The sequence below is a fragment of the Nostoc sp. NMS8 genome (assembly GCF_017115045.1).
Taxonomy (GTDB): Bacteria; Cyanobacteriota; Cyanobacteriia; order Cyanobacteriales; family Nostocaceae; genus Nostoc.
The window spans coordinates 21542-45560 of record NZ_JABXKK010000112.1; the positions used below are offsets into that span (position 1 = coordinate 21542).

The following is a 24019-nucleotide window of genomic DNA, read 5'->3' on the forward strand; positions in this document are numbered from 1 at the left end:
CTTTGGGTAGATGTACCTATCTAAAGTTGAAGTTTTCTTTTTAAATGATGAAATTTTGATGTTGTTTTGCTTGTACTCTATCTTTAGAGAGATGACAAAATGCTGAAAATCAGTAGCTAAGACAGAGATAATTTGAACTCTTACCAAAGATAAAACAAAAAGGAAGAACCTGGAGAGGAAGTTGACATTGCGCTGATCAAACGTCAAGCTAGTTTTGAAGACTATTAATTAGTAATTTGCTAATTGCCAGCAAAAATCAGCAGTAGTAGAATAACCTAATAGAGTGCGTAAATTTTACGTAGCTTTTTTAATTTTTTGAGGTAACTTTTGATGACCGCAACTTCTCCCCGATTAAAGCACGAGGTTAAAGACCTCGGCCTAGCTGCCTTGGGAAGACAGCGCATTGAATGGGCTGGACGCGAAATGCCAGTTTTGCGGCAAATCCGCGATCGCTTTGCTATCGAGAAACCCTTTGCTGGTTTACGCCTTGTAGCTTGCGCCCACATTACAACCGAAACAGCACATTTGGCGATCGCTCTGAAAGCTGGTGGTGCAGACGCGCTTTTAATTGCTAGCAACCCCTTATCAACCCAAGATGACGTAGCCGCTAGCCTCGTCCTCGATCACGAAATTCCCGTCTTTGCTCAAAAAGGCGAAGATAACGCAACTTATAACCGCCACGTTCAAATAGCTTTAGATCACCGCCCCAACATTATTGTTGATGACGGTAGCGATGTGGTTGCAACTTTGATACAAGAACGCCAACACCAAATTGCTGATTTGATTGGTAGCACCGAAGAAACCACCACTGGTATTGTGCGGTTACGCGCCATGTTTAGAGAAGGCGTTCTTACCTTCCCCGCAGTCAACGTCAACGACGCGGATACCAAGCACTTCTTTGATAATCGCTATGGTACTGGGCAATCAACCCTAGATGGCATTATCCGCGCCACAAATATTTTGTTGGCTGGTAAAAACATTGTCGTCGTCGGTTATGGCTGGTGTGGTAAAGGTACAGCCCTCCGCGCCCGTGGGATGGGTGCTAACGTCATCGTAACCGAAATCGACCCCATCAAGGCAATTGAAGCCGTAATGGATGGCTTCCGCGTCCTGCCAATGGCTGAAGCTGCACCTCAAGGTGATATTTTTATCACTGTGACTGGTAACAAGCACGTCGTTCGTGGCGAACACTTCGATGTCATGAAAGATGGTGCGATCGTTTGTAACTCCGGTCACTTTGACTTAGAACTTGATTTGAAATACTTGGCTGCACAAGCTAAGGAAATCAAAGAAGTTCGTCCTTTCACTGAAGAGTATAAGTTGAAAAATGGTAAATCAGTAGTCGTTCTCGGACAAGGACGCTTGATTAACCTAGCTGCGGCTGAAGGACACCCCAGCGCGGTAATGGATATGAGTTTTGCCAACCAAGCTTTGGCTTGTGAATTCCTGGTGAAGAATAAGGGTAAGTTGCAACCTGGTTTGCACTCAATCCCTGTTGAAGTCGATCAAGAAATTGCTCGGTTGAAGTTGCAGGCTATTGGTATCAAGATTGATAGCCTAACAGCAGATCAAATTGAGTACATTAACTCTTGGACAAGTGGAACTTGATACATTGATTAGTTGATTTTCTGAGGGATAGGCTTTTGAGCTTATCCCTTTTTTTGTATTTTAAGATTTGAACGCAATCATTACATAAACTATATCCAGCTATGAAAAACTACTTTTTTCAAGCCGCTAAGATTTTTTTTAACCCGGAAACCTTAGTTCCCTTCATTATCGGTACGATTTTTTTATCTGTTTTGGGGAATGCTCTCAACCCCATTGAAATTACTCTCAAGGAGCAATTTCGCAGAGGGAAAAACTAAATGAAATAATTAAATTGTAATATCTACGGCAAAATTCCGTAAATTATCCTGTCGCCACTTGGCATCAGCTTTGCGATTTGTCCGCAACTCCAAAACTCGAATTCCTATAGTTGGAAGATGGTTTAATCTTTCCTGTAACTGTTGCCAAGAAGTAATCAATTCATGCTGCACATTATAAGTTGCACACAACTGAGCAAAATCAATATCCTGGGGAGTGCCGAAAAACTCTTCAAATGGTGGGTCAAACTTGGCAACGGGTAACATTTCAAAAATGCCACCGCCATTATTGTTAATTAATACAATCGTCAGATTTCCGACAAACTTATTGCGGATTAAAAAACCATTGGTGTCATGCAACAGTGCCAAATCTCCCGTCAACATCACACTACTTTGCTGGCGATGGGCAATTCCTAAAGCTGTGGATAATGTGCCATCAATGCCATTTGCACCCCGGTTAAAGTGCGATCGCACTCCTAAATTATTCGGTTTCCAGAAATACTCTACATCCCGCACAGGCATACTATTAGCAATAAATAGAGGCGTTCCTGGCGGTAAAATCTGAGAAATTAACCAAGCTGCTTTACTCTCAATCATTTCATCTATTTTCCCCATCGTCTGGTCAACAACTAACCTGACTTTAGTTTCCGCATCACACCATTGCTTTCCATAGTCTGAGGAGAAGGATAAATTTATCTCTTGTGCTTTTATATCTTCTATAGATATCCGTAAATGCGTCGTTCTCCCATGCAAAGGGTCGAGGTTTTGGTCGCTGGGATCAATTACCCAGCGTCGCGATTTGGTTGTGCTAATCCAGGTACGCAGTTCTTTACTAGTAGGCATTTCACCCACTTGAATCACCATATCGGGTGCTAACTGCTTGGCTAATTGCTGATTTCGCAAAATCAAATCATAAGTTGAAATCAAATAAGGGTTGAGTTCGGCATAATTTCTCAGTGGGGAAAGTCCCTCTGCTAGCACAGGCCATTTGAGAGTTTGGGAAAGGCGCGCGATCGCTCGACAATATTCCTCTGGTTGCGACGGTTGGGCGACACCTGCGATGATGATACCGCGATCGCATTCTTTCCACTCTTGGGGAATGGGAAATTGGGAATGGCGCATAGGGTATGGGTTTGCTATTCCTGCGAAAAAGTCTTCTGGGTGAAACTGCGATCGCAAATAACTCAAGTCAGTTCCATCAGGAACAGGCGCTAAGGGATCGCGAAAGGGAATATTCAAATGTACTGGCCCCTTTGTAGGAGTTTGCGCCCTTTCCCAGCTATGAATTACCGTTTGTCGCAGGTAAGCTAGCATTCCCAAATCGGCTGAGGGTAAGGCTAACTCTGTTTGCCAATTTGGGTAGTTTCCATATAATCTCAATTGATCCACAGTTTGCCCAGAGTGACAATCTCGCAATTCTGGGGGTCTATCGGTGGTCAATAGCAAGAGTGGTACGCGACTTTCTTTCGCTTCAATGACTGCTGAATAAAAGTTTGCCCCTGCTGTACCAGAAGTGCAAACAACTACCACAGGGCGTCCGGTTGCTTTAGCTTGTCCCAAAGCGAAAAAGGCGGCGGAACGTTCATCAAGAATGGAAATCGCTTCAATCTCAGGTACTTGTTGAGCAAAGGCGATCGCTAGAGGTGTAGAGCGCGATCCGGGGCAAATGATGGCACAAGTCAATCCCAACCGCTTTAGTGTCTCTGTTAAAATATAAGCCCAAAGTTGATTAACATTCCTATAAGCGATCGGCATTAAATCAAACATAGTTATAAAACAATCTTAAATTTTAGATTTTGTCTAGGGAAATTCAATTTAAAATCCATCAATGCGGTGATGGAACCCAACACCGCCAAGCGAGTTTCTGGGAAAGAAAATCTCCAAGCAAACTTGCTCAACTTTCTACAAAATGCCCAATTTGCTCTCAAATTTTTATGGACTGCATTCATTTAACGGGAATTCGCGGCTATGGCTACACTGGATATCTACCAGAAGAACAGGTGCTAGGACAATGGTTTGAGGTAGATGTGAGGTTATGGTTGGATATCTCCACAGCGGCCAAGACTGACGCGATCGAAGACACTTTAGATTATCGCAGCGTCATTAGCTTGATACAACATCTGCTCAAAACCTCTAAATTTGCTTTGGTGGAGAAATTGGTAGCAACGATCGCAGATTCTATCCTTCAAGAGTGCGATCGTGTAACAAAAGTCCAAGTCACTCTCAGCAAACCTGCCGCACCTATTCCAGACTTTGGTGGCAAAATTAGCATTGAATTGACTAAAAGTAAGTCCAATCTATAAATCACAAAATGTGTTTTTTTTCAATATCTATACAGCTAGTAAAAAAGGGGTTCACATGGAGCGTAGAAGTATCTCACAAAGATAATTTTTCCTGCCATTGCCCCCAGCATTGGCTCACGATCAAAAAACTACAAAGTTCCGCGATCTGCTTATTAGTATTTAACTTACACATTTTCAGCTCGTAAGATTTTTGATTGAACAAGAATTCAGAAGTCAGAATTTAGGAGCAGAGCAATAAAAGCTCTGGCAAGGCTTCAGAATCGCTTTCGTCGGGGATTCTGAAGTGAATTATAGCTCCTGACTCCTGAATTCTTTCTTGTTAAGAATTAACCAGCAGCGATGAATAGTTCTAAGTAATACTATTTCAATTACTATTCAAGATTTAAGACAGTTTCAGACGGTAATTTAGACCCAGATCGAGAAAAAACTATTTTTAGATCAAGTGATATTGAACTCTTAAATTTCAGATAATGATTAATCTTTAATATCAATTGAGTGAATGTACATTATTATATGACATACAACACACTATATAATTTTATTAACTTATATGAAAGTGGCATGTCGTGATTTCATGAACTTTTATTCTTGATTAATTTTTACATAAATACTATACTTAGCATTTATGCTTCTCCGAAGAAAAACTATTGTATACGTTTTAAAATCAGTTATTGAATGCTTGTAATTACATGGGAATTTGAATAGATGTTAATGACATGATATTAGCTGCATGGATTAATCAGAATTAGCTTTGATAAGCACAGAAATTACCGGAGGTTAATAACATGACGCTATTTATTCATTAACTTAGTATTGATATCAAGCAAGAAGACAGGGTACTTAGATATTGTTTATGGTAAAATAATTACTTTTCGATCGAATTAACACTGACAGCAAAAATCTGAACCTTAGCAAACAGGTTATTTTAACATGCTCGCCCGCAAAATCCTAGTTGTTGAGGATGAAAAAATTCTCGCCTTAAATATTAGAAAAAGTTTACAAAAACTAGGTTATTCGGTTTCAGAAACAACTAAGTCTGGTAAAGAGGCAATAAAAAAGGTAGCAGAAACTCTTCCACATTTAGTATTAATTGATATCTGCCTAGCTGGGGAAATTGACGGCATACACGTAGCAGATATTATCCAGAATCACTTTCATGTACCTGTAGTATATCTAACAGAGTGTTTGGAATATAAAACATTACATAAAAATCAGCTAAGTGAACCTTTTAGCTACATAGTCAAACCAGTTATTGAAAGAGATTTACATTATGCGATTGAAATGGCTCTGTACAAACATCAAAGCAAAAAGATATTATACGAAGAGAAACAAAGGCTGGCAACAATTATTAACAGTATGGGCTGTGCAGTGATTGTGACTTATGCAAATGGTTCTATTCAAATGATGAATCCCATCGCAGAAAGAATCACTGGTTGGAAGCAAAGTGAAGCGTTTGGTAAAAATTTAGTAGAAGTTGTTAACTTAGTTGACAAAGATGTAGGAGAAACAATTGAAAATTTAGCCACAGATGTAATGGAAGCAGGTGAAATTTTCAATTTACCAGAAAACTGTACACTGATTACAAAAGATGGTAAAGAAATAGCGATTGGGGATAATGTTTCACCCATCCGCGATCGAGATGGTAATATTACTGGCGCGGTTTTAATTTTTCAAGATATCACCAAACGCAAGCAGACGGAGGCGCAACTGATCCGTAATGCGTTTTATGATGGACTGACAGCATTACCAAATCGTGTTTTATTCTTAGATCGGCTCAGACAAACTATTGAACGTAGTAAACGCAGAAGCGATTATTATTTTGCAGTTTTATTTTTGGATTTAGATGGCTTTAAAGAGATTAACGATCGCTTTGGGCATGGAATCGGGGATGATTTTTTAATAGCGATCGCTAGACGTTTAGAGTTGTGTTTACGTGGTGGCGATACTGTAGCACGATTTGGTGGTGATGAGTTTACTGTTCTTTTGGAGGATATTAAAGATATTACCGATGCTACCAATGTTGCCAAACGTATTCAAGACTCCTTACGATTGCCAGTTAACCTCAATGGATATCAATTATCTGCTACAGCTAGCATCGGTATTACTTGGAATTTTACTAATCATGACGAGCCTGCAACTTTGCTACGGGATGCTGATATTGCTATGTACCGAGCTAAACGGCAGGGAAAAGCTACTTATGCCATATTTTAGTTAATAGTTCTTTCTGCTGCCAATTCAAATAAGTGAGTTATGGAAAAAACTGAAAAACAGAAAATGCTCGCAGGCGAATTATATTTGGCAGAAGATCCAGAATTGGCAGCCGAAAGTAAACGAGCTAGTCGTCTGTTGCGGAGGTACAACTCTACAACCGAAGAACAGCAAGAGCAACGGCAGCAAATTTTGCAAGAATTATTTGGCAGAATCGGTGAAAAAATAGCAATTGTGCCACCTTTTCACTGTGACTATGGTAATAATATTTTCGCTGGTGACAAATTATATATGAACTATGGCTGTGTAATTTTAGACTGCAATAGAGTTCACATTGGTGAAAATGTCTTATGCGCTCCTTATGTGCAAATTTATACTGCTTATCATCCTACAGAGCCAGAAATTCGCCTTTCTGGTAGAGAATTAGCTGCTCCAATCAACATTGGTAATAATGTCTGGATTGGTGGCAGTGCAATTATTTGTCCAGGTGTAACTATTGGTGATAATACAACCATTGGTGCTGGCAGTGTAGTTGTCAAAGATATACCTGAGAATGTTGTCGCTGCCGGTAATCCCTGCCGCGTCATTCGCTATTTGTCGTAGAATTTAAAACTTATATTCTCTAGCAATCCAATAGAGCCAGTCTGCGATCGCTTCTTGAGTTTCACTATCAGCGTCAATGGCTGCTATTTCAGATAATTTTGCAGAATATACATCATCATCTTTACCATTAATATAAGCCACTTCTACAAACATATCTTTTAAGCACTCATCATCTGGGGCCATTCCCACGACTTCGACTTGTTTCTCCTCGGCGGCAGCTGATTTGCGTCCCTTCTTAGTCCATTTTGCCAGAAAAGGAAAATTTAGAGTCTCTTCGAGGTAATAGTACCAACCCATAGCCCTGTCTTCTTTGTCTTCGGCATCTACAATAATCTCTGTTTTAATGCGATGCTCTCGATTTTCGTCGGCTTCAACACTAGGCATAAAATGACGCGTTGCGTATAATACATTTTGATAATATTAGCAAAGTCTTGACTAAGAATAATTTTTCTCAAACATAGACACTGTAGCTAATTACTGCTGGAGGTACTTAAATATGCAGGAGTTAAAATCCGCCGAGGAAATGCCTGGTAGCTTTGGCTTGCCCATTTTAGGCGAGACTTTAGAAATATTTCGGGATTTAGAACTGTATATATGGCGACGATTCCAGCAGCATGGTTCAGTTTTTAAGACGAGTGTCATGGGATACAAACGTGCTTATATAATCGGCCCTGATGCGAATCGGCTGGTGCTGGTAGAACAAGCGGAAAATATGTCGTCGCGGATCGGGTGGTATTTCCTAGAATCAACATTTGGCAACAATATTTTATTACAAGATGGGGAAGAACATCGGTTAACTCGTCGTTTGATGTATCCAGCATTTCACGGAAAAGCGATCGCTACATACTTCGATACCATTCAAAATATTGTGCAAGACTTCCTCAAAGATTGGGGAGAGCGAGAAACGATTCCCTTAAATTCTAGTTTCCGCCAGCTTACCCTGATAGTTGCGACTCGCCTGTTCTTGGGAAGTCAGAACAAGAGCGAAGTCGAGCAAACCAGTCAGTGGTTTACACAACTGATAGATAGCAGTATGGCAATATTCAAATGGAATGTCCCTTTCACTTTATATGGTCGCGGTCAAAATGCTAGGGGTAAGTTAGTGGCTTTCTTGCGTCAAGAAATCGCCCAACGTATCGAGCAAGGTAATTTAGAAGAATCAAAAGATGTGTTGGGATTACTTTTAGCGGCTGTTGATGAAGACGGTAATAAATTGAGCGAAGCACAGGTAATCAACGAAGCATTACTACTGCTCTTTGCTGGACATGAAACTACAGCCTCCTTGCTAACTTGGGTAATCTTTGAATTAGGTAATCACCCAGAATGGCGAGAACGACTGCGCCAAGAACAATTAGCAGTTGTGGGAGATAATTCCCTTAACCTGTCCCATCTCAAACAACTTCCGCAGTTAACCAACGTACTAAAAGAAATAGAAAGGCTCTATCCGCCAGTGTATGCCTATAATCGTGGAGTTCTCAAGGATATTGAGTATGGAGGCTATCGCATACCTGCTGGTTGGTTTGTGACAATTTCGCCGATGCTGACTCACCGTTTACCAGAACTGTACACCGATCCCGATCGCTTCGACCCCGATCGCTTTGCACCACCTCGCGAAGAAGATAAGAAACATCCTTTGGCACTAATGGGTTTTGGTTATGGTTCACACAGTTGTCTAGGTATGGAATTTGCCCAAATGGAAATGAAAATTGTGCTTTCCACACTGCTTCGTCATTACGACTGGACAGTAAAACCAGATTATTCTGCGATCGCTCCAGTTCGTAAGCCTTCTAAAGTTAAAGATACTCTACAAGCATATATTGAGCCTTTGAATAGCAAGCTAAATTCCTGACATGATTATAAAGACAAAAAGCAAATCTATAACTAAGTTAGAAGCTCATCTCTATAAATGGTCAACCTAGTATATCAACCAAGTGCTACGCTACAGTTAGCAAGATTGAGAGGCAACTATGACTGCCCTGATTCTGAACCTCAGCCCCGCCATTGAACTAACAGATGAGCAGTTCTTCCAACTGTGTCAGAATAATCGAGATTTGCGACTTGAGCGCACAGCAGAGGGAGAATTAATTATCATGCCACCAACTGCATGGGAAAGCGGAAATCGTAATAGTAGACTGACACAGCGTTTAGGTAATTGGACTGACGCTGATGGTACAGGACTGGCTTTTGATTCTTCCACAGGTTTCAAACTCCCCAATGGTGCAAATCGCTCTCCTGATGCATCTTGGGTGAGTCGCAAGCGATTAGAAGCTCTGAATCCAGACCCCGACAGATTCCTACCGCTTGCTCCCGATTTTGCGGTAGAATTACGTTCTGCTTCAGACAGCTTAAAAACTGTGCAACAAAAAATGCAGGAATATATTGACAATGGTGTGCGTTTAGGTTGGCTGATTGATCCGCAGAACCAACAGGTAGAAATTTTCCGCCCAGGACAGGAAGTTGAGGTTTTGCGTAGGCGTAGCCCGTCGGAGACATCGCCTACCAGCTTATCAGGTGAGGATGTATTGCCTGGGTTTGTACTGGATTTAACACAGATTTTGAGTTAAGCGATCGCTGAATTTCACTCATTTCATATTTTGAGCAAATTTTAACTATAATTTGATAAAATTTTACCAAAAAATTAATACTGACTTAATATTAAAAATACTGTCTGCAATAACCCGATAACAAAACCCAAAACACCACCTAAACTTACAATCGCCTGCAATTCGTTTTTCACAATTCCCTCAATTGCCGCTTCTAAATCAGCCGGTGAAGTTGATTTTACACGGTCAACTATCACTTCATCTATCGACAAAATTGGAATTACCTGGGTCACAATTGCTTCTAAATCTTTTTCCAAATACTTATCTAAAATTAGAGCCAATTCTTGACTCATGACTTCTAAAGAAGTACTGACAACTGGTGAAGTACTAAGACGATTCAGCAGCACTACAGCAATATTTTCCCAATCAACAGAATCAGTTAATCCTTGTAAAAAATCGCTACCACTATTTTGCAGATAATGGCGAACACTTTCGCGGGTGGTCTTTTGGAGTTGGCGCACCGTCCCCATTGGCAAGTTTTGTAATGATAAATTTTGCAGTAATTTCCGAATGCGATCGCGCATCTGCAAATCTTGAATCAATTCCTGTAAGCGAGTATTGGTAGCCTCTTTTTCATCCAAGCAAAAAGTTCGTAGCCGTGTGAGAGTATTACGTAAGCCAAACAAATTTGCTACTACCCAATAAGTCCCACTGGTTTTTTCGCGGAAGCCTTCATCGATAATTTGAATCGTGCGATCGGTCAAAAAATCAACTATCGCTTGGCGTAGCATATCTGGCGGTAAAACTACTTGCAATAACCAGTCAGCCAGCCGCGTAGCTTGTTCTTCGCTTAGTTGAAATTCCAGCAATATCTGGTCAAAAATTTGATTGATCTGTGCTTCCAAAAAATCTTCCCGTCGCGCCAAAACCTTGAGTAACCGGGGCAAGGATTCCCCTAGTAAATCCCGCAAAATTCCCGCAACAATTTTGGCACTTTTCTGGTTTTTATCTGTTTTGATTTGTTCAATCGCCAGATGCAACAACCAAAGAATTGCAGCTTGAACGCGTTCTGTTTGCAACAAACGCCGCGCCAGATTTTGTAATTCTTTTGGTGTCAACAGTGACCCCATGATTGTATTGGAAATGTTCTTAGCCAGACGTTCCTGGTTGCGGGGGATCAATCCAGGGGTGAAGGGTACTCTTCGTCCCGCAATGTGAATTGCTCGGTAAGGACGGAACAACATTTTTATCGCTATATCATTTGTGAAATAGCCAATAATTCCACCCAGTACCGGGGGAGACACATAAAGCCAAAGATGAGACCAGTCCAAGGGAAGAATTAAAAAAGTTACGAGGTTAGAGCTTAGTGTTAGGAGTTAGGAGTTAGGAGTTAAGAGTTAAGAATGATAAATTTTAAATGAGAATTTATCACTACTGATAATTCATAACTTTTAACTAATAACTCCTAACTTACTAAGCACTAACACTCCCATCATACCGTTCGCAATGGGATAGTGTGTGGCAACAGCAAAACCAACTTGACGAGCTAACTCTATTTGCTCTTTGCCAATGGGAAAGCGGTCTAGGCTGGGACTGATGTAAGCATATTCTTCTTTTAAGCCCAAATAAGTGGCAACTGGCACCACGAAACCGTCCAGATACCACTGCTGAAAGGTACGTAGCTGAAGATTACTCGGTCGATGAAAGTCTAAAATTGCGGCTTTAGCTCCTGGCTTCAAAACACGGTATAACTCTTGGAGACTGCGGGGAATATCTTTAACATTTCTTAAACCATAACCCATTGTTGCGGCATCAAATTGGTTATCGTCAAAGGGTAAATTGAGGACATCAGCTTCTATCCAGGCGATCGCCGGTTGGGGGTACTGCTTTTGAGAGCGTTCTTTAGCGTTTTCGAGTAGGTTTGAGGAAAAATCCACTCCGTACACCTTTCCTATTGCTCCCACGCGCCGCGCCAAACGCAAGGCTAAATCACCACTACCGCAACACAAATCTAATGCACTATCTCCCGGTTTAGCTGCACTCCATTTTACTGCCATTTCCTTCCAGATTCGATGCTGTCCCAGACTCAAGCAATCGTTCAACTGGTCATAAACTGGAGCAATACGGTTAAAAATGGACTGAATTTCGTTACTCATTTAATATTGGGCATGGGGCATGAGGTATGGGCAAAACAGTTTCATTAGCGGATAGCTAGGTTTGAGCCAGTTCCGAGTTCCCAGTCCTGAGTAAAGAAATAAGATTCCCCACTCAGCACTCATTACTCAGCACTTTTGAGGGGCATTGCTTGTTGACTAATGACTAGTGACTAATGACTACTAGTCAGAGCGATCGCCACTAGTTGCGCTGATAAATTAATTAGGGTTAATTCATCTTCTCGCAAAGTGCAGGGTTGTTTCCACTGTAGTGATAATACGCCCAAAAGTTTATTACGGTAGCTAATGGGAATCACTAAATGTGCTTGCACACCTGTATTTTGGTAGTGAATAGCATCAACTAATTTAGTGTCTTTCAGTATATTTAAGGAAACTTGCATTTGCCCGGTGGCGATCGCTTCCCTTGTGAGTGGGTCTTGAGATAACCAATTTTCTATTGTACCTGTATCGCTGTAACTTCCTTGAGTTCCAACCAGAGTATTTCCATCTGTAAGTTGTAAAATACAGCCATCTGCCCCAAAAGTCTCACTCACAGCCCTAGCAATTGGAGCAAGAGTTTCCTCTAAGCTAGAAGCTGCTTGAGTTACCTGTACCAAAACACTCAGCAACGCCATTTGAGCATGAGCGCGGCGTAATTCTTCTGTGCGTTGCTTGAGCAAGTCATAGGTTTCTGCTGCTCTTTGCACCACTGCCTTCAGTTCCCCTGGGTCCCAAGGCTTGGTAATATATTTGTAGACTTGCCCCGCATTAATCGCTTCTACCAAGTCTTCAATATCAGTAAATCCGGTGAGAATTATTCTTACTGTATCGGGAAACTGAGGTACTGTCTTGCTGAGAAACTCAGTTCCTTTCATTTCTGGCATTCGTTGATCGGAGATAATCACCGCTACCTCGCCTTCTGCGGCCAAAACTTGTAGGGCGTTTACTCCACTATTAGCTTTGAGAACGTTAAAGTCGCGTCGAAATGTACGATAAAGTAGATCGAGATTATCTGGCTCATCGTCAACTACCAAGATTTTCAGCTTTTTTGGTCGTTCGAGAGTCATAACTTGATACTGGACTTTATCAATTTCAACACTGGGATTATCCATAAGATATTTCCTTTAAATATTCACTCTCTTGTTATATTCCATACCAAGTTTAGTTGAGAATAGCCGAAAATTGCCAAAGGTTTATACGGAGTTATTTTGCATGTTTTAAAATGCTAAGAGTGAGCGCTACAGGGAAAATTTACTTGCCCACATATCCGAATTAGAAAAAATCGTAAAATAAGAACCAACTAAATCAGCTTAACTGGCTGTTTTTATTATGGATGAGGTAGGTTAAAAACCTCCTTACAGCGCAATATGTTTCAGTTAAGAGCTAATGGTAACAATTGTGGATTTTCGAGACGCGATAAATCGCCGTCTCTACAAGTGTTTTGGGCTGATCTTAACTGTATTGCTTTAAAGTGTTCCAAAAAATAAATGATCCAAAACTTGTCATTGCGAGCGAAGCGAAGCAATCGCAATGACAATTGGAGATTTTTTTAATAGGAGTACTCTTATAGTCTTTCCCGATAAGCGTGAGGTACACCCGTAGGGGCACGGCACTGCGCCCTACACTCACGATATAATGTTATACCGCATCTGAATGGGAACCGCTATAGCAAAGCAGTAGCCTTTGTGCGTAGCTTCACCCGTAGGCTGGCCTAGAATTAGATGGAGTTGAAAGCAATAAAAGCAATAAATTCCAACCTCCTGCCCCCAAGATAAGTTTCCACAGATAAACTCAAGGCAGTAGGTCTGGGTAGTTCATAGATTAGAATAAGACTTGCTCATGAGGTGTTAATTAACCTCTCAAGTTGAAGCTCGCACTCTGATTATGACTGATCTACCACCCAACGCTCAGAATCCCGAAGACAATGCTAATAACGATGTAGCACAAGAGTTACTGCGAAGGCTGAGGCAAAAACAAGGTAACTGGGTGGAATGGGGAACAGCGATCGCCTCGTTACTAAAAGCCGGTTACAATCCCCAAGACATTTTTGAGGCGACTGGATTTGAGCCAATTCAACAAAATCAGGTGGTTGTTGGTTCTCAAGTTTACAATTCTTTGGAAAAGTTTGGAGTATCGGAAGCAACGCAATCGCACTATGCCACACGCGGCAGTGATGTTTTATACGAACTGCGTTTACTCACCCAAGAAGAACGCGCCGCCGCCGCCGAACTAATCTTCGTTCACAACGTTGATGCTGATGAGGCACGGGAAATAGCAAAAGCCCTGAAAGAGTTCTCTTATTACCGCACTTTGCCAGAAGGGTTTTCTGCCCATCCTGGGGATGCTGTTGCTCATCAAGTTTGGAAACTGGCACGCCAAAATGCAGATTTACAACAGCGATCGCGCCTAATTGCCAAAGGTTTACGTTTTGCTCACACGCCGGGTGCAAGGCAAAAAATCGAACAACTACTGACTGATTTTACTACCGTTCCCCAGCGTCCAGCGCCAATTTTACCCTTTTACCGTCTGGAATTTGAAGAACAATTACCCCGAATCTTGCCCGTGGTAGGCGAGTTGCCATTGTCACGGCAAGACTTGCAAGCTGTGCCCATATTGACAGAAATTGAACCATTTCGGATGGTCAAGTTTTCTGGAGAACAAGCTTGGGTACCCTTACCAGGTTGGCAAGTGCTTTTGGCGGCAGAAGATCCAGTAGTAATTTTAGCGAATAGCGATCGCTTCCCCATCCAAACCCAAAGCCAAATAGGGTCAGTTGTAGTTGTGGTAGATCGTGCCCAGCGAGAATGGGATGCCTCCAGCTACTTTGTTGTTGAAAATGGTGGTGAATTAGATTTTCAATGGTTTGAAACTGAGCCAGAAGTCCCTCTACTAGGTCAAATTATCATCATCGTTCGTCCTAAGAAAATTTTGGATGAAGAATTAACTAAAGATTCCTGGCAGATTGACGAATAAATTCAATTTTCAATACTGTTCGGTTAAGGAAAGAGACGCGATGAATCGCCGTCTTTACAATAATTCAGTCTTTTGTCTTGACAGCGATTTATCGCGTTTTTGCGATCTATAATTTTCATCAAAAAACCTTAACCGAACCGTATTGATTCAATTTTAAGACTCCCACACTTTCGGGAGTATCTCAATGAGTGTAAAAACACGTTTGCCCTAGCGAATAGGATTCGCGGCTATACAAACAAAACCCACCTTTCCTGCGGAACGCTACGCGAACGTGGGTTTCAAATCCTTTGAGTCCGCCTTTACGGACTTCTCTGCGAGACGCTACGCGAACGTTTGTGTAGCCGCGATTTCTAATCGCCTGATATATTTGCAAAGGTGAAATGCTCCCCACACCCGGAAGGTGTGGGAGTCTTAAAGATTATATTAACTAGAACAAGAATCTTAATAAATCAATGTATCACGGAAGCAAAATTCTTAAGAAATTAAGTATTTTTTTTGTTACTTTAGCTTTTCCGCTATCTTCATATTTTATCACCACAATTATTGAATAAAAAACAATTTCCTATTTTTTCGATTTAGTTTCATAACGAAACAAACATGATGCATTTCTTGTTGATGTGAATAACTCAAGTATTGTCCAACATAGCTATCACTCGTTTATAGCTGAACAAGGAGTTTTCCGAAAATGTCTCTAACTAAACGTTGCTTGGCCGAATTTATTGGTACATTCTGGCTTGTTTTAGGTGGTTGTGGTAGCGCTGTTCTAGCCGCAGCCTACACAGCGGATGCTGCCAAAATCAGTGAAAATACTTCTTTTCCATTGGGTATTGGATTAGTCGGTGTATCTTTGGCATTTGGGCTTACCGTCCTCACCGGAGCTTATGCTCTTGGCCATATTTCTGGTGGGCATTTCAATCCAGCTGTTTCCTTTGGATTGTGGGCAGGTAGGCGCTTTCCGGCATCTGACTTACTACCTTACATCGTCTCTCAAGTAATCGGTGCAGTTGTGGGTGCGGGCATTATCTACCTCATTGCTAGCGGCAAAACTGGATTTTCCCTGACTGGCTCCAACCCATTGGCTACTAATGGCTACGGGACTCACTCTCCAGGTAGTTACACGCTATTTTCTTGCCTGATTACTGAAGTTGTAATGAGTTTCATGTTTCTGCTGATTATTCTGGGTGTAACTGATAGCCGCGCTCCTAAGGGATTTGCACCCTTAGCAATTGGTTTTGGACTCACCTTAATTCACCTGATTAGCATTCCTGTAACCAATACCTCAGTTAATCCCGCCCGTAGTACGGGAGTTGCTCTATTTGCAGGTGTAGAACTTTTTTCGCAAGTCTGGCTGTTCTGGATAGCTCCGATCTTGGGAGCTATTTTAGCAGGATGGTTGTATGTAGCCATCTTTAGTGAATCAACCGTAGGTGAACGACAAAACGTCAAAGAGCTAGTCTAAAAGTCATTTTCAACTGTACAATTTGCCCAGGTATTTCTAGCTTTTATCGGCAGTTCATCAATCTTCAGTTGAAGTTGCGTAGGTGCAACCCAAATTATTATATTGGTGTCAACTTAACGCGAAACCACTCGTCCGTCGGGAATTGAAATTCCCGCCTCATAGCTAAAGTCATCTGAAGATGACTAAATATCGCCAAAAATCTCCAGTCTACTTCAGCAGACTTAAGCTATTAGCTTGAGAATTTATTCCCTGGCGGGTGACAAAGCCAACAGTTAAGCTATTTCCAGCTTAAGTTGACACCAATGCCCACATTAGTCATCGCTTGCCATTTCGTTTTGAGATTCCTTAATAATCCTCCGACTTAGAGAGCAAATGAGCCTAGCAAAGTTTGTTTTGTCGGGGGATTATTAATTCTATTTCTAGCAGAAACGCTTAGATCGTCGTCTTAGTGCTTGACAGGATAGTTAAGTGTATATACACTTATTTTATGCAAGACCAAACTACTCAACTAGCTCTACTTAAAAAAGTTGCAGCTACCTGTACCTGTTTTAATCTCCGCAAAGCATCTCGCACAGTTACACAAATTTTTGATGAGATTTTGCAACCAAGCGGGGTTTTGGCTAACCAATTCACCTTGCTGACTGCAATCAACTTAGCTGGCTCAGTAACAATCACGCGCCTAGCTCAAGAGTTAGTTATGGATCGAACCACTCTGACACGTAACCTCAAACCACTAGAAAAGCAGGGGTTGCTCCAGATTCAGCCAGGACAGGATCGACGGATGCGGGCGATCGGTTTAACAGATAAAGGACAAGCCGCTTTGGCCAAGGCTTTACCTCTATGGGAGGTAGCCCAAACTCGTGTATTAGAACAATTAGGGGAAGAACGATGGAGTACTTTGTTATCAGGTTTGTCCGATACAGTATCCTTGCTGCGTAAAGGCTAATTTTTTTCTCAAAAAAGTGTATATACACGTATTTTTTAATTAGGAAACTTGTATGTCTAAATTTGACGATCATCCAACAGTCAGACAATATCGCGAGCAAAGCACTATCGATGATTCCACCGTCGCTTCTCCTTTAGATGCTGATTGGCTACGTAGCCTGTGCTTAGAGCTAGGAGCGGATGATGTTGGCTTTGTAGAGATCGATCGCCCAGAGATTGCTGCTCAACGCCAGGATATTCTGGTAGCTTTTCCACCAACGAAGACACTAGTTAGTTTTGTGTGTCGCATGAATCGGGAGAATGTTCGTAGTTCAGAGCGATCGCTAGCTAACATAGAGTTTCACACTACAGGCGATGAAGTCAACCAAATTGCTCATGAGATTGTTGCTACCCTTGAACAAAAAGGAATTCGAGCTTTAAATCCAGCAATGGGTTTTCCAATGGAAATGGATCGCTTTCCAGGGAAAATTTGGGTTGTTTCCCACAAACCTGTAGCTGTAGCCGCAGGTTTAGGTCACATGGGGATTCACCGCAACGTTATTCATCCCAAATTTGGCAACTTTATTTTACTAGGGACGATTTTGATCGAAGCTGAAGTAACTAAATATAACAGACCAATTGACTATAACCCCTGCCTGGAGTGCAAATTATGTGTAGTAGCTTGTCCAGTGGGAGCTATTGGTAGTGATGGACATTTCAACTTCTCAGCTTGTTACACTCACAATTATCGAGAGTTTTTGGGAGGATTCACCGATTGGGTAGAAGATATTGCCGAAAGTAAAAGTGCCCATGAATACCGTCAAAAAGTGAATGATTCGGAATCAGCGTCGATGTGGCAAAGTCTTGCTTTCAAATCAAACTATAAAGCAGCTTATTGTGTAGCTGCTTGTCCAGCAGGGGAAGATGTAATTGGTCAATTTTTGAGAAATAAGAAAGGCTTTGTTAAAGAAGTAGTCCGACCCTTACAAGATAAAGAAGAAACTATTTATGTTGTTTCAGGTTCCGATGCCCAAGACTACGTAGCGAGAAGATTTCCACACAAAAAAGTTAAGCAAGTTAGCAACAGCCTTCGCCCTAATTCTATTCAAGGGTTTCTTTCCGGGTTGCCTCTGGTATTTCAAAGGAATCAATCAGTAGGACTGGATGCTATTTATCACTTCACATTCACTGGAAAGGAAGAATGTCAGGCGACAGTCATAATTAAAGATAAGACAATTCAGGTGGAAAATAGTCATATTGGAACAGCCAATATTCACATTTCTGCCGACAGTCACACCTGGCTTCAGTTTCTAGCTAAGGAACAGAATATTGTTTGGGCGTTAATCAGGAGGAAGATCCGCGTTCGAGGCTCGTTACGTTTACTTCAGGCTTTTGGAAAATGTTTTCCCTGAGGAATTACTGTAATCGAATATTTACAAAGTTTTTTTCAGGGTTTGTAGTCAGCACTTTAGTAGTTAAAAAATAATCACTGAACTTCTAACTACGAAATTACTTACTAATCCAATAAAACTAGACAGACTACTATCAACAATTTAGTAATTTGAGATTAATAATCACCTAAAATTATTTATGTATGTGATTTTTGAATTAAATCCAAAATCTCAAATCTCAAATTTTATATGTCTGACTTTAATTTTACTATTCCTGTTGTTCAAGAATTACTTGACTCAGAATTGTCTGAGCGATCGCCAGTTCCTTCTTTACAGGAAAAGATTCTCGCAATTCGCAACAGTCTCCGCCCTGGACAGCAGCAAATGGCTGACTGGCAATCTGGGCCTTTGGCGATTTCAGCCGTCCCTGGTGCAGGGAAATCTACGGGTATGGCGGCGGCGGCGGCGATCGCGATCGCCCGTCAGTATGAGCGTTCATCCTTCCGCAGTCACTTGGTAGTCGTTACCTTTACTCGCTCTGCTGCTGCCAATATTAAAGCCAAGATTCGCAAATTCTTACGAGATGATTTACGTCTACCCCAGACAGGCTTTTTTGTATATACCTTGCATGGTCTAGCGTTGAACATTGCCAACCGCCATTCTGATTTGTCGGGTTTGCAGTTAGAAAATGTCACATTAATTACGCCAACCCAAAGTCACCGCTTTATCAGAACTGCTGTAGAACAATGGATTGCAAATAATCCAGACCGATATATGCGGTTATTAGAAGGTCATCAATTCGACGGAGAAGAGACAGAAAGGTTGCGTCGTCAATCGGTGCTGCGAACAGAAGTATTACCAGAATTAGCAAATACGGTAATTCATGAAGCAAAAAGTTCTGGGATCTCGCCAGAATTGTTACGCGAGTGGAGTAACCAAACCACAGACGAATATGGAATTTTGAGTGTAGCGGCGGGATTGTACGAACAATATCAAAACTTAATGCGATCGCGTGATTTCATTGATTACGACGATATGATTTTAGCCGCACTGCGCGTTTTAGAAAATGACAGTGCCCGTCGCGTTGAGCAAAATCAAGTATTCGCCGTCTTTGAAGATGAAGCCCAAGATTCTAGCCCTCTTCAAACGCAGCTATTAGAAATTTTGGCAAGTAATGCGGGAGATGAGGCAGGGGGACTCGGGGCCCCCTTTGGGGATAGGGGGAAGAGGGGGCAGGGGGCAGAGGGCAGGGAGAGAATAATAACTCCTCAATCATCAATCATCAGTCATCAGTCAACACTCAATTTAGTCCGAGTTGGCGACCCCAACCAGGCGATTAACTCTACTTTCACCCCAGCCGATCCGATTTATTTTCGGCAATTTTGCGAAGAGTGCGATCGCATCGAACGATTGGCAACAATGGATCGAGCCGGTCGCAGTACTAGAATTATCATTGAAGCCGCTAACTTTGCCCTCAAATGGATTAATAATCAGTGGTTAGCAGCAACCAACAACAAACCACAAACACCTGACAACCGACAAGTACCATTTCGCTTGCAGACAATTCGCCCTGTGGAAGCTGGCGATCCGCAAACTAACGCCAATCCCGCAGCAGTAGGACGAGGACTGGAACTTTATACACCCGATGATATTCATCACACCGTTAAGTTGTTATCTCAAAGGGTGATTGAGTTATTTGGCGAAGATCCAACAAAAAATAGTGCAGCAGTTTTAGTCCGAGAAAATCGTCAAGGAAGATGGTTAGCAGAGGCTCTGACATCTGTATGTAAAGAGCATAATATTACACTTTACGATGTCGGCGAACGCGATCGCCGTTCCCACGTTCCTCAAGAAATTTTGGCATTATTGCAATTTTGCGATCGCCCCCACTCCCCCGATTACCTCAAAGCCGCCCTAGAAGCATTAGTACAGCGCCAGTTAATTCCTACCCAAGACCTCAACGCCCTTGCTAGTCTACCAGAAGAGTTTTTGTATCCTGGCCCCCTAGCAACACCCCAGCCAGAAACAGTGCAAAAAGCTGCAAAATTGTGTCGTAGTTTACTTCGCGCTCGTTTGGAATTGCCCCTGTACCAGCTAATTTCCTTTCTCGCCTTGACCTTAAATTACGACCAGGCAGAATTGGCGACTGCTGACAAACTAGCAGAACGGGTTAACCAGCAAATAGCTGGCAATAGTTCGATGGGGGGAATGCTTTCAGCTTTGAGTGAAATCGTTAGTTCCGAACGGTTTGAACCAGTGGAAACCGAGGATTCGGAAGAACGTTACACCCGTCGCGGCCAACTAACGATTATCACCATGCACAAAGCCAAAGGGCTGGATTGGGATTATGTATTTCTTCCCTTTCTCCACGAAAACTTGATTCCTGGGAGATTTTGGGTTCCTCCCCAAAGCCAATTTTTAGGTGACTTTACCTTATCAGAAGTAGCCCGCGCCCAAATTCGCGCTACTCTCCATGAAGAATCTGTCATACCGGATGTTAGTCAGGCATGGGAGGTGGCAAAAAATTTGAAAACATCTGAAGAGTACCGTTTACTTTATGTTGCCATGACACGGGCAAAGCTGCTGTTGTGGATGTCTGCGGCGCAGAAAGCCCCCTTTACTTGGAGTAAACCGGACAATCTACAAGAACAAGCGCCTTGTCCGGTATTTCCGGCATTAAAACGCCAGTTTCCTGAATGTGTGATGAATTATAGCGGTAATGAGCAAACAAGCCTGATGAAAACTGAGGTCAAATGCGATCGCTTGGGTTAAAAAATTTATCCATTGAGGCAGGGGGGAGAAAAAAGCTTATCTGAACTGTATTGTGGTATATACTTTGTGATCGCTCCGAAAACTTGCCGCCAAATCCCGTTTTAGAGCTTCGTAGCGATCACCGTTGGTTAAATCCTTTATTTAATTGCAGTTATAGGAATTTTCATAGTATATAATAATGGATCGTGTCGAATCAAAGCTAGACCATGCCTAAACTAAAGACTCGTAAAGCTGCGGCAAAGCGATTCCGTGCCACCGGTACCGGCAAAATCGTCCGTCGTAAAGCGTTCAAAAGCCACCTTCTAGAGCATAAAAGTTCTAACAAAAAGCGTAGCCTGCGTCAGAGTACCCTTGTACATGAACGCGATGAACTCAACGTGCGCTTGATGCTCCCATATTTGTAAGTATTTTAGGAAATAAGTTATGACTCGGGTAAAACGCGGTAATGTAGCTCGGAAGCGCCGCAATAAAATTCTCAAACTAGCTAAAGGTTTTCGCGGTTCCCATTCAACTCTGTTTAGAACCGCCAACCAACAAGTGATGAAAGCGCTACGGAGTGCCTACCGCGATCGCAAAAAGAAAAAGCGCGATTTTCGTCGCCTCTGGATCACCCGGATCAACGCTGCTTCAAGACAACACGGCTTGAGTTACAGCCAGTTGATCGGTAACTTGAAAAAAGCTGATATCCAACTCAATCGCAAGATGTTGGCGCAATTGGCAGTCCTCGATCCAGCTAGCTTCGGCAAAGTTGCAGAATTAGCAATTCAAGCTAAAGGATAAAGGTAGCAAGGGATGTATAACAGATGTAGCAGATGGCAAGTAATTACTCGGTTACATCTGGTATTATCCGCCACTATTTTTTTGATTTTTTGCTTTTCCATAGTGGGGACGGGATTCACTGCATCTGCTGCCGAAATGTCAGAAATTCAGCAGCGGGGCTATTTAAATGTTGCCGTTAAAGATAACTTGCGTCCCTTGGGATTTAAAGATGGTAACGGGAATTTGCAAGGCTTAGAAATTGACTTAGCAAAGCGTTTGGCAGTTGACTTGGTTGGTAAAGCCGATGGTGTCAAATTTCAACCTGTAGCGAATCGCGATCGCCTGTCTGTAGTCTTAGACAAGAAAGTTGATTTTGTGATCGCTAGAGTCACAGCAACCGAATTTCGCAGTCGCATAGTTAGTTTCAGTGTTCCCTACTATTTGGATGGCAGTTTATTAGTTACAAAAGATACCTCTGTGCAGCAGTTGAATGATTTGGCAAAACAAAAAATTGCTGTACTCAACAACTCCAGTACCATCGCGAAAGTGCGGTACTATCTGCCAAACGCCGAGTTAGTAGGAGTAAATTCTTATGAAGAAGCGCGAGAGGAAATAGAAAATAATGCCGTTGCAGCCTTTGCCGCAGATGCTAGCGTTTTGAGTGGTTGGATACAACAATATCCTCAATATCGGCTACTACCAACCAAGCTATCAACAGAACCCTTGTCTATAGTAATGCCCAAGGGATTGCAATACGATGAGTTCAGACGAAACGTGAATCAAGCGATCGCTCGTTATTTAGAACAAGGTTGGCTCCAGCAACGCGCTCAATATTGGGGTTTACCGTAAATTAGTCATTAGTCATTAGTGAATAACACAAAGGACAAATGACAAATGAAAATAGATTACAAAAGCAACTTTATAATATTTGTATTTGCAGCAATGGATAACAGTCTAGCCGTTGTTTATCTCTCGATTTTGGTAGTTATACTCACAATTGCAGCCGTGAGTGTGTTTCGCCAGATTTTCAAAACTCGCAAGGTTGAAGGCTCTTTTGCAAGATTGCGAAAGAAATTAGAGAAAGAGAAAGGTACGGCTCAAGAATATTATGAGTTAGGTAGTATTTATTCAGAAAAAAAATTGTACTCTCAAGCGATCGCGCTATTTCAAAAAGCTCTCAAAGCTGCTGAAGAAGAGGAAGAAAAAAATATTGCCCCCATTTACAACGGCCTGGGCTATGTTTATTTTATCCAAGAGCAATATGACTTAGCAATTCGTCAGTATAAAGAAGCTCTCAAATCTAAACCAGACTATGTTACAGGATTGAACAATCTCGCTCACGCCTACGAGAAGAAAAAATTAACTACTCAGGCGTTGCAAAGTTACGAAGAAGCACTAAAGTTTGATCCAAATAACTCTATTGCGAAACGTCGTGCTGAATCTTTACGCCGTTTGGTTTCGGCATAAATTAGTTATGGGGAATTGGGCATGGAGCATTGCTTCTTTCTCTCCCATCTGCTTATTCGCCAACTATTAAGTAAGCGTAGAGAATTAATTACAGTCATTGCAAGCGAAGAGAAGCAATCCCAGCCGCAAGCGAATTGCTTCTCTTCGCTTCTCTACGAACTGACTTTTCACGTTATGTGGAAAAGCCAACGATAGACCTAACCCCCTAACCCCCTTCCCGACGCGGGAAGGGGGAAATTCAAATGTCTCTCCTTTTAGGCTACGGTGTACACACAAGTCGTGAAATTCTACCTGACACTTGGTTTCGTCCTCTAGCTTTAGGTTGTGCGATCGCACTGAAAGCCTGTCATTGCGAGGAGGAACGACGAAGCAATCGCAAAAACTTACGGGATTATGTGATTACTTCGCTCCGTTATCACTGCGCTCGTAATGACAATTTAAGGGGTCTATAACGCCTGAAACCCTTTCAGATAGTACTTGTGTGTACACCGTAGCCTTTTAGGAGAGAGAAATAGAAGTGAGGTTTTCCAGATACCGTGAAAAGTAAGCTCTACGAGATGCTACCGCGTAGCAAGATCCCCGTAGGGGTACGCTGCATTCGC

22 protein-coding genes are annotated in these 24019 nt (G+C 42.0%); 17 read left to right on the forward strand and 5 right to left on the reverse strand.

Annotated features, from left to right (window positions below; all coding sequences use genetic code 11):
• The first annotated feature begins 330 nt into the window (after positions 1 to 330).
• Positions 331 to 1608, forward strand: a complete 1278-nt coding sequence (gene ahcY / locus HWQ39_RS29790; RefSeq protein WP_292853443.1) for an adenosylhomocysteinase — start codon at positions 331 to 333, stop codon at positions 1606 to 1608.
• Between the two features lie 101 nt (positions 1609 to 1709).
• Positions 1710 to 1865, forward strand: a complete 156-nt coding sequence (locus HWQ39_RS29795) for a hypothetical protein (protein ID WP_292853445.1) — start codon at positions 1710 to 1712, stop codon at positions 1863 to 1865.
• A 9-nt stretch (positions 1866 to 1874) separates the two neighbouring features.
• Here the strand turns inward: HWQ39_RS29795 and menD are convergent, their stop codons facing one another.
• Positions 1875 to 3629: a 2-succinyl-5-enolpyruvyl-6-hydroxy-3-cyclohexene-1-carboxylic-acid synthase gene (gene menD / locus HWQ39_RS29800; protein WP_292853447.1), complete on the reverse strand. Its 1755-nt coding sequence runs from the start codon at positions 3627 to 3629 to the stop codon at positions 1875 to 1877.
• A gap of 167 nt (positions 3630 to 3796) precedes the next feature.
• On the opposite strand from menD, the gene folB reads away from it, so the two are divergent.
• The 3 genes from folB to HWQ39_RS29815 all read left to right on the forward strand — a co-directional run bounded on the left by folB (position 3797) and on the right by HWQ39_RS29815 (position 6976).
• Complete coding sequence (gene folB / locus HWQ39_RS29805) at positions 3797 to 4165, forward strand: dihydroneopterin aldolase (protein ID WP_292853449.1); 369 nt, start codon at positions 3797 to 3799, stop codon at positions 4163 to 4165.
• Positions 4166 to 5095: 930 nt separating this feature from the next.
• Positions 5096 to 6376 (forward strand): diguanylate cyclase, encoded by a 1281-nt coding sequence (locus HWQ39_RS29810; RefSeq protein ID WP_292853451.1) that lies wholly within the window; start codon positions 5096 to 5098, stop codon positions 6374 to 6376.
• Positions 6377 to 6415: 39 nt separating this feature from the next.
• The gene (locus HWQ39_RS29815; RefSeq protein ID WP_292853453.1) at positions 6416 to 6976 is read left to right on the forward strand and encodes a sugar O-acetyltransferase; all 561 of its coding nucleotides are present in this window, start codon (positions 6416 to 6418) and stop codon (positions 6974 to 6976) included.
• 3 nt (positions 6977 to 6979) lie between these two features.
• Here the strand turns inward: HWQ39_RS29815 and HWQ39_RS29820 are convergent, their stop codons facing one another.
• The gene (locus tag HWQ39_RS29820) at positions 6980 to 7360 is read right to left on the reverse strand and encodes a calcium-binding protein (RefSeq protein ID WP_292853455.1); all 381 of its coding nucleotides are present in this window, start codon (positions 7358 to 7360) and stop codon (positions 6980 to 6982) included.
• Between the two features lie 112 nt (positions 7361 to 7472).
• Here HWQ39_RS29820 and HWQ39_RS29825 point away from each other — a divergent pair, with 112 nt between their 5' ends.
• Positions 7473 to 8825, forward strand: coding sequence for a cytochrome P450 (locus HWQ39_RS29825; RefSeq protein WP_292853457.1), 1353 nt, complete (start codon positions 7473 to 7475; stop codon positions 8823 to 8825).
• A gap of 118 nt (positions 8826 to 8943) precedes the next feature.
• Positions 8944 to 9540, forward strand: coding sequence for a Uma2 family endonuclease (locus HWQ39_RS29830; RefSeq protein WP_292853459.1), 597 nt, complete (start codon positions 8944 to 8946; stop codon positions 9538 to 9540).
• A 74-nt stretch (positions 9541 to 9614) separates the two neighbouring features.
• Here HWQ39_RS29830 and HWQ39_RS29835 read toward each other — a convergent pair whose 3' ends face one another.
• The 3 genes from HWQ39_RS29835 to HWQ39_RS29845 all read right to left on the reverse strand — a co-directional run bounded on the left by HWQ39_RS29835 (position 9615) and on the right by HWQ39_RS29845 (position 12784).
• Positions 9615 to 10850 carry a DUF445 domain-containing protein gene (locus HWQ39_RS29835; protein ID WP_292853461.1) on the reverse strand — a complete coding sequence of 412 codons (1236 nt, stop codon included), beginning with the start codon at positions 10848 to 10850 and terminating at the stop codon, positions 9615 to 9617.
• A gap of 120 nt (positions 10851 to 10970) precedes the next feature.
• Positions 10971 to 11675 (reverse strand): bifunctional demethylmenaquinone methyltransferase/2-methoxy-6-polyprenyl-1,4-benzoquinol methylase UbiE, encoded by a 705-nt coding sequence (gene ubiE / locus HWQ39_RS29840; RefSeq protein WP_292853463.1) that lies wholly within the window; start codon positions 11673 to 11675, stop codon positions 10971 to 10973.
• Between the two features lie 170 nt (positions 11676 to 11845).
• Complete coding sequence (locus HWQ39_RS29845; protein WP_292853465.1) at positions 11846 to 12784, reverse strand: response regulator; 939 nt, start codon at positions 12782 to 12784, stop codon at positions 11846 to 11848.
• 772 nt (positions 12785 to 13556) lie between these two features.
• Between HWQ39_RS29845 and HWQ39_RS29850 the strand changes: the two genes are divergently transcribed.
• The 10 genes from HWQ39_RS29850 to HWQ39_RS29895 all read left to right on the forward strand — a co-directional run bounded on the left by HWQ39_RS29850 (position 13557) and on the right by HWQ39_RS29895 (position 23869).
• Positions 13557 to 14645 (forward strand): RuBisCO accumulation factor 1, encoded by a 1089-nt coding sequence (locus HWQ39_RS29850; protein WP_292853467.1) that lies wholly within the window; start codon positions 13557 to 13559, stop codon positions 14643 to 14645.
• 685 nt (positions 14646 to 15330) lie between these two features.
• Positions 15331 to 16104 (forward strand): aquaporin Z, encoded by a 774-nt coding sequence (gene aqpZ, locus HWQ39_RS29855; protein WP_292853469.1) that lies wholly within the window; start codon positions 15331 to 15333, stop codon positions 16102 to 16104.
• A 487-nt stretch (positions 16105 to 16591) separates the two neighbouring features.
• Positions 16592 to 17050 carry a MarR family winged helix-turn-helix transcriptional regulator gene (locus HWQ39_RS29860; RefSeq protein ID WP_292853471.1) on the forward strand — a complete coding sequence of 153 codons (459 nt, stop codon included), beginning with the start codon at positions 16592 to 16594 and terminating at the stop codon, positions 17048 to 17050.
• 52 nt (positions 17051 to 17102) lie between these two features.
• Positions 17103 to 18440, forward strand: coding sequence for an SCP2 sterol-binding domain-containing protein (locus tag HWQ39_RS29865; RefSeq protein WP_292853473.1), 1338 nt, complete (start codon positions 17103 to 17105; stop codon positions 18438 to 18440).
• Between the two features lie 228 nt (positions 18441 to 18668).
• Positions 18669 to 21191 carry an ATP-dependent helicase gene (locus HWQ39_RS29870; protein WP_292853475.1) on the forward strand — a complete coding sequence of 841 codons (2523 nt, stop codon included), beginning with the start codon at positions 18669 to 18671 and terminating at the stop codon, positions 21189 to 21191.
• A 206-nt stretch (positions 21192 to 21397) separates the two neighbouring features.
• Positions 21398 to 21595 carry a 50S ribosomal protein L35 gene (gene rpmI / locus HWQ39_RS29875; RefSeq protein WP_292760699.1) on the forward strand — a complete coding sequence of 66 codons (198 nt, stop codon included), beginning with the start codon at positions 21398 to 21400 and terminating at the stop codon, positions 21593 to 21595.
• A gap of 19 nt (positions 21596 to 21614) precedes the next feature.
• A complete protein-coding gene (gene rplT, locus HWQ39_RS29880) occupies positions 21615 to 21971 on the forward strand; it encodes a 50S ribosomal protein L20 (protein ID WP_179065135.1) in 357 nt (118 codons plus the stop codon).
• A gap of 12 nt (positions 21972 to 21983) precedes the next feature.
• Positions 21984 to 22799 (forward strand): transporter substrate-binding domain-containing protein, encoded by an 816-nt coding sequence (locus tag HWQ39_RS29885; protein ID WP_292853477.1) that lies wholly within the window; start codon positions 21984 to 21986, stop codon positions 22797 to 22799.
• Between the two features lie 93 nt (positions 22800 to 22892).
• Entirely contained in the window at positions 22893 to 23417 is a 525-nt protein-coding gene (locus tag HWQ39_RS29890; RefSeq protein ID WP_292853527.1) for a tetratricopeptide repeat protein, read from the forward strand.
• 242 nt (positions 23418 to 23659) lie between these two features.
• Positions 23660 to 23869, forward strand: coding sequence for a hypothetical protein (locus HWQ39_RS29895; protein WP_292853478.1), 210 nt, complete (start codon positions 23660 to 23662; stop codon positions 23867 to 23869).
• The last annotated feature ends 150 nt before the right edge of the window (positions 23870 to 24019 follow it).

Bases quoted from the DNA above. Each gene is read 5' to 3' on its own strand.
- ahcY (WP_292853443.1), top strand. From the start codon at position 331: ATGACCGCAACTTCTCCCCGATTAAAGCACGAGGTTAAAGACCTCGGC.
- HWQ39_RS29795 (WP_292853445.1), top strand. From the start codon at position 1,710: ATGAAAAACTACTTTTTTCAAGCCGCTAAGATTTTTTTTAACCCGGAA.
- menD (WP_292853447.1), bottom strand. From the start codon at position 3,629: ATGTTTGATTTAATGCCGATCGCTTATAGGAATGTTAATCAACTTTGG.
- folB (WP_292853449.1), top strand. From the start codon at position 3,797: ATGGACTGCATTCATTTAACGGGAATTCGCGGCTATGGCTACACTGGA.
- HWQ39_RS29810 (WP_292853451.1), top strand. From the start codon at position 5,096: ATGCTCGCCCGCAAAATCCTAGTTGTTGAGGATGAAAAAATTCTCGCC.
- HWQ39_RS29815 (WP_292853453.1), top strand. From the start codon at position 6,416: ATGGAAAAAACTGAAAAACAGAAAATGCTCGCAGGCGAATTATATTTG.
- HWQ39_RS29820 (WP_292853455.1), bottom strand. From the start codon at position 7,360: ATGCCTAGTGTTGAAGCCGACGAAAATCGAGAGCATCGCATTAAAACA.
- HWQ39_RS29825 (WP_292853457.1), top strand. From the start codon at position 7,473: ATGCAGGAGTTAAAATCCGCCGAGGAAATGCCTGGTAGCTTTGGCTTG.
- HWQ39_RS29830 (WP_292853459.1), top strand. From the start codon at position 8,944: ATGACTGCCCTGATTCTGAACCTCAGCCCCGCCATTGAACTAACAGAT.
- ubiE (WP_292853463.1), bottom strand. From the start codon at position 11,675: ATGAGTAACGAAATTCAGTCCATTTTTAACCGTATTGCTCCAGTTTAT.
- HWQ39_RS29845 (WP_292853465.1), bottom strand. From the start codon at position 12,784: ATGGATAATCCCAGTGTTGAAATTGATAAAGTCCAGTATCAAGTTATG.
- HWQ39_RS29850 (WP_292853467.1), top strand. From the start codon at position 13,557: ATGACTGATCTACCACCCAACGCTCAGAATCCCGAAGACAATGCTAAT.
- aqpZ (WP_292853469.1), top strand. From the start codon at position 15,331: ATGTCTCTAACTAAACGTTGCTTGGCCGAATTTATTGGTACATTCTGG.
- HWQ39_RS29860 (WP_292853471.1), top strand. From the start codon at position 16,592: ATGCAAGACCAAACTACTCAACTAGCTCTACTTAAAAAAGTTGCAGCT.
- HWQ39_RS29865 (WP_292853473.1), top strand. From the start codon at position 17,103: ATGTCTAAATTTGACGATCATCCAACAGTCAGACAATATCGCGAGCAA.
- HWQ39_RS29870 (WP_292853475.1), top strand. From the start codon at position 18,669: ATGTCTGACTTTAATTTTACTATTCCTGTTGTTCAAGAATTACTTGAC.
- rpmI (WP_292760699.1), top strand. From the start codon at position 21,398: ATGCCTAAACTAAAGACTCGTAAAGCTGCGGCAAAGCGATTCCGTGCC.
- rplT (WP_179065135.1), top strand. From the start codon at position 21,615: ATGACTCGGGTAAAACGCGGTAATGTAGCTCGGAAGCGCCGCAATAAA.
- HWQ39_RS29885 (WP_292853477.1), top strand. From the start codon at position 21,984: ATGTATAACAGATGTAGCAGATGGCAAGTAATTACTCGGTTACATCTG.
- HWQ39_RS29890 (WP_292853527.1), top strand. From the start codon at position 22,893: ATGGATAACAGTCTAGCCGTTGTTTATCTCTCGATTTTGGTAGTTATA.
- HWQ39_RS29895 (WP_292853478.1), top strand. From the start codon at position 23,660: ATGTCTCTCCTTTTAGGCTACGGTGTACACACAAGTCGTGAAATTCTA.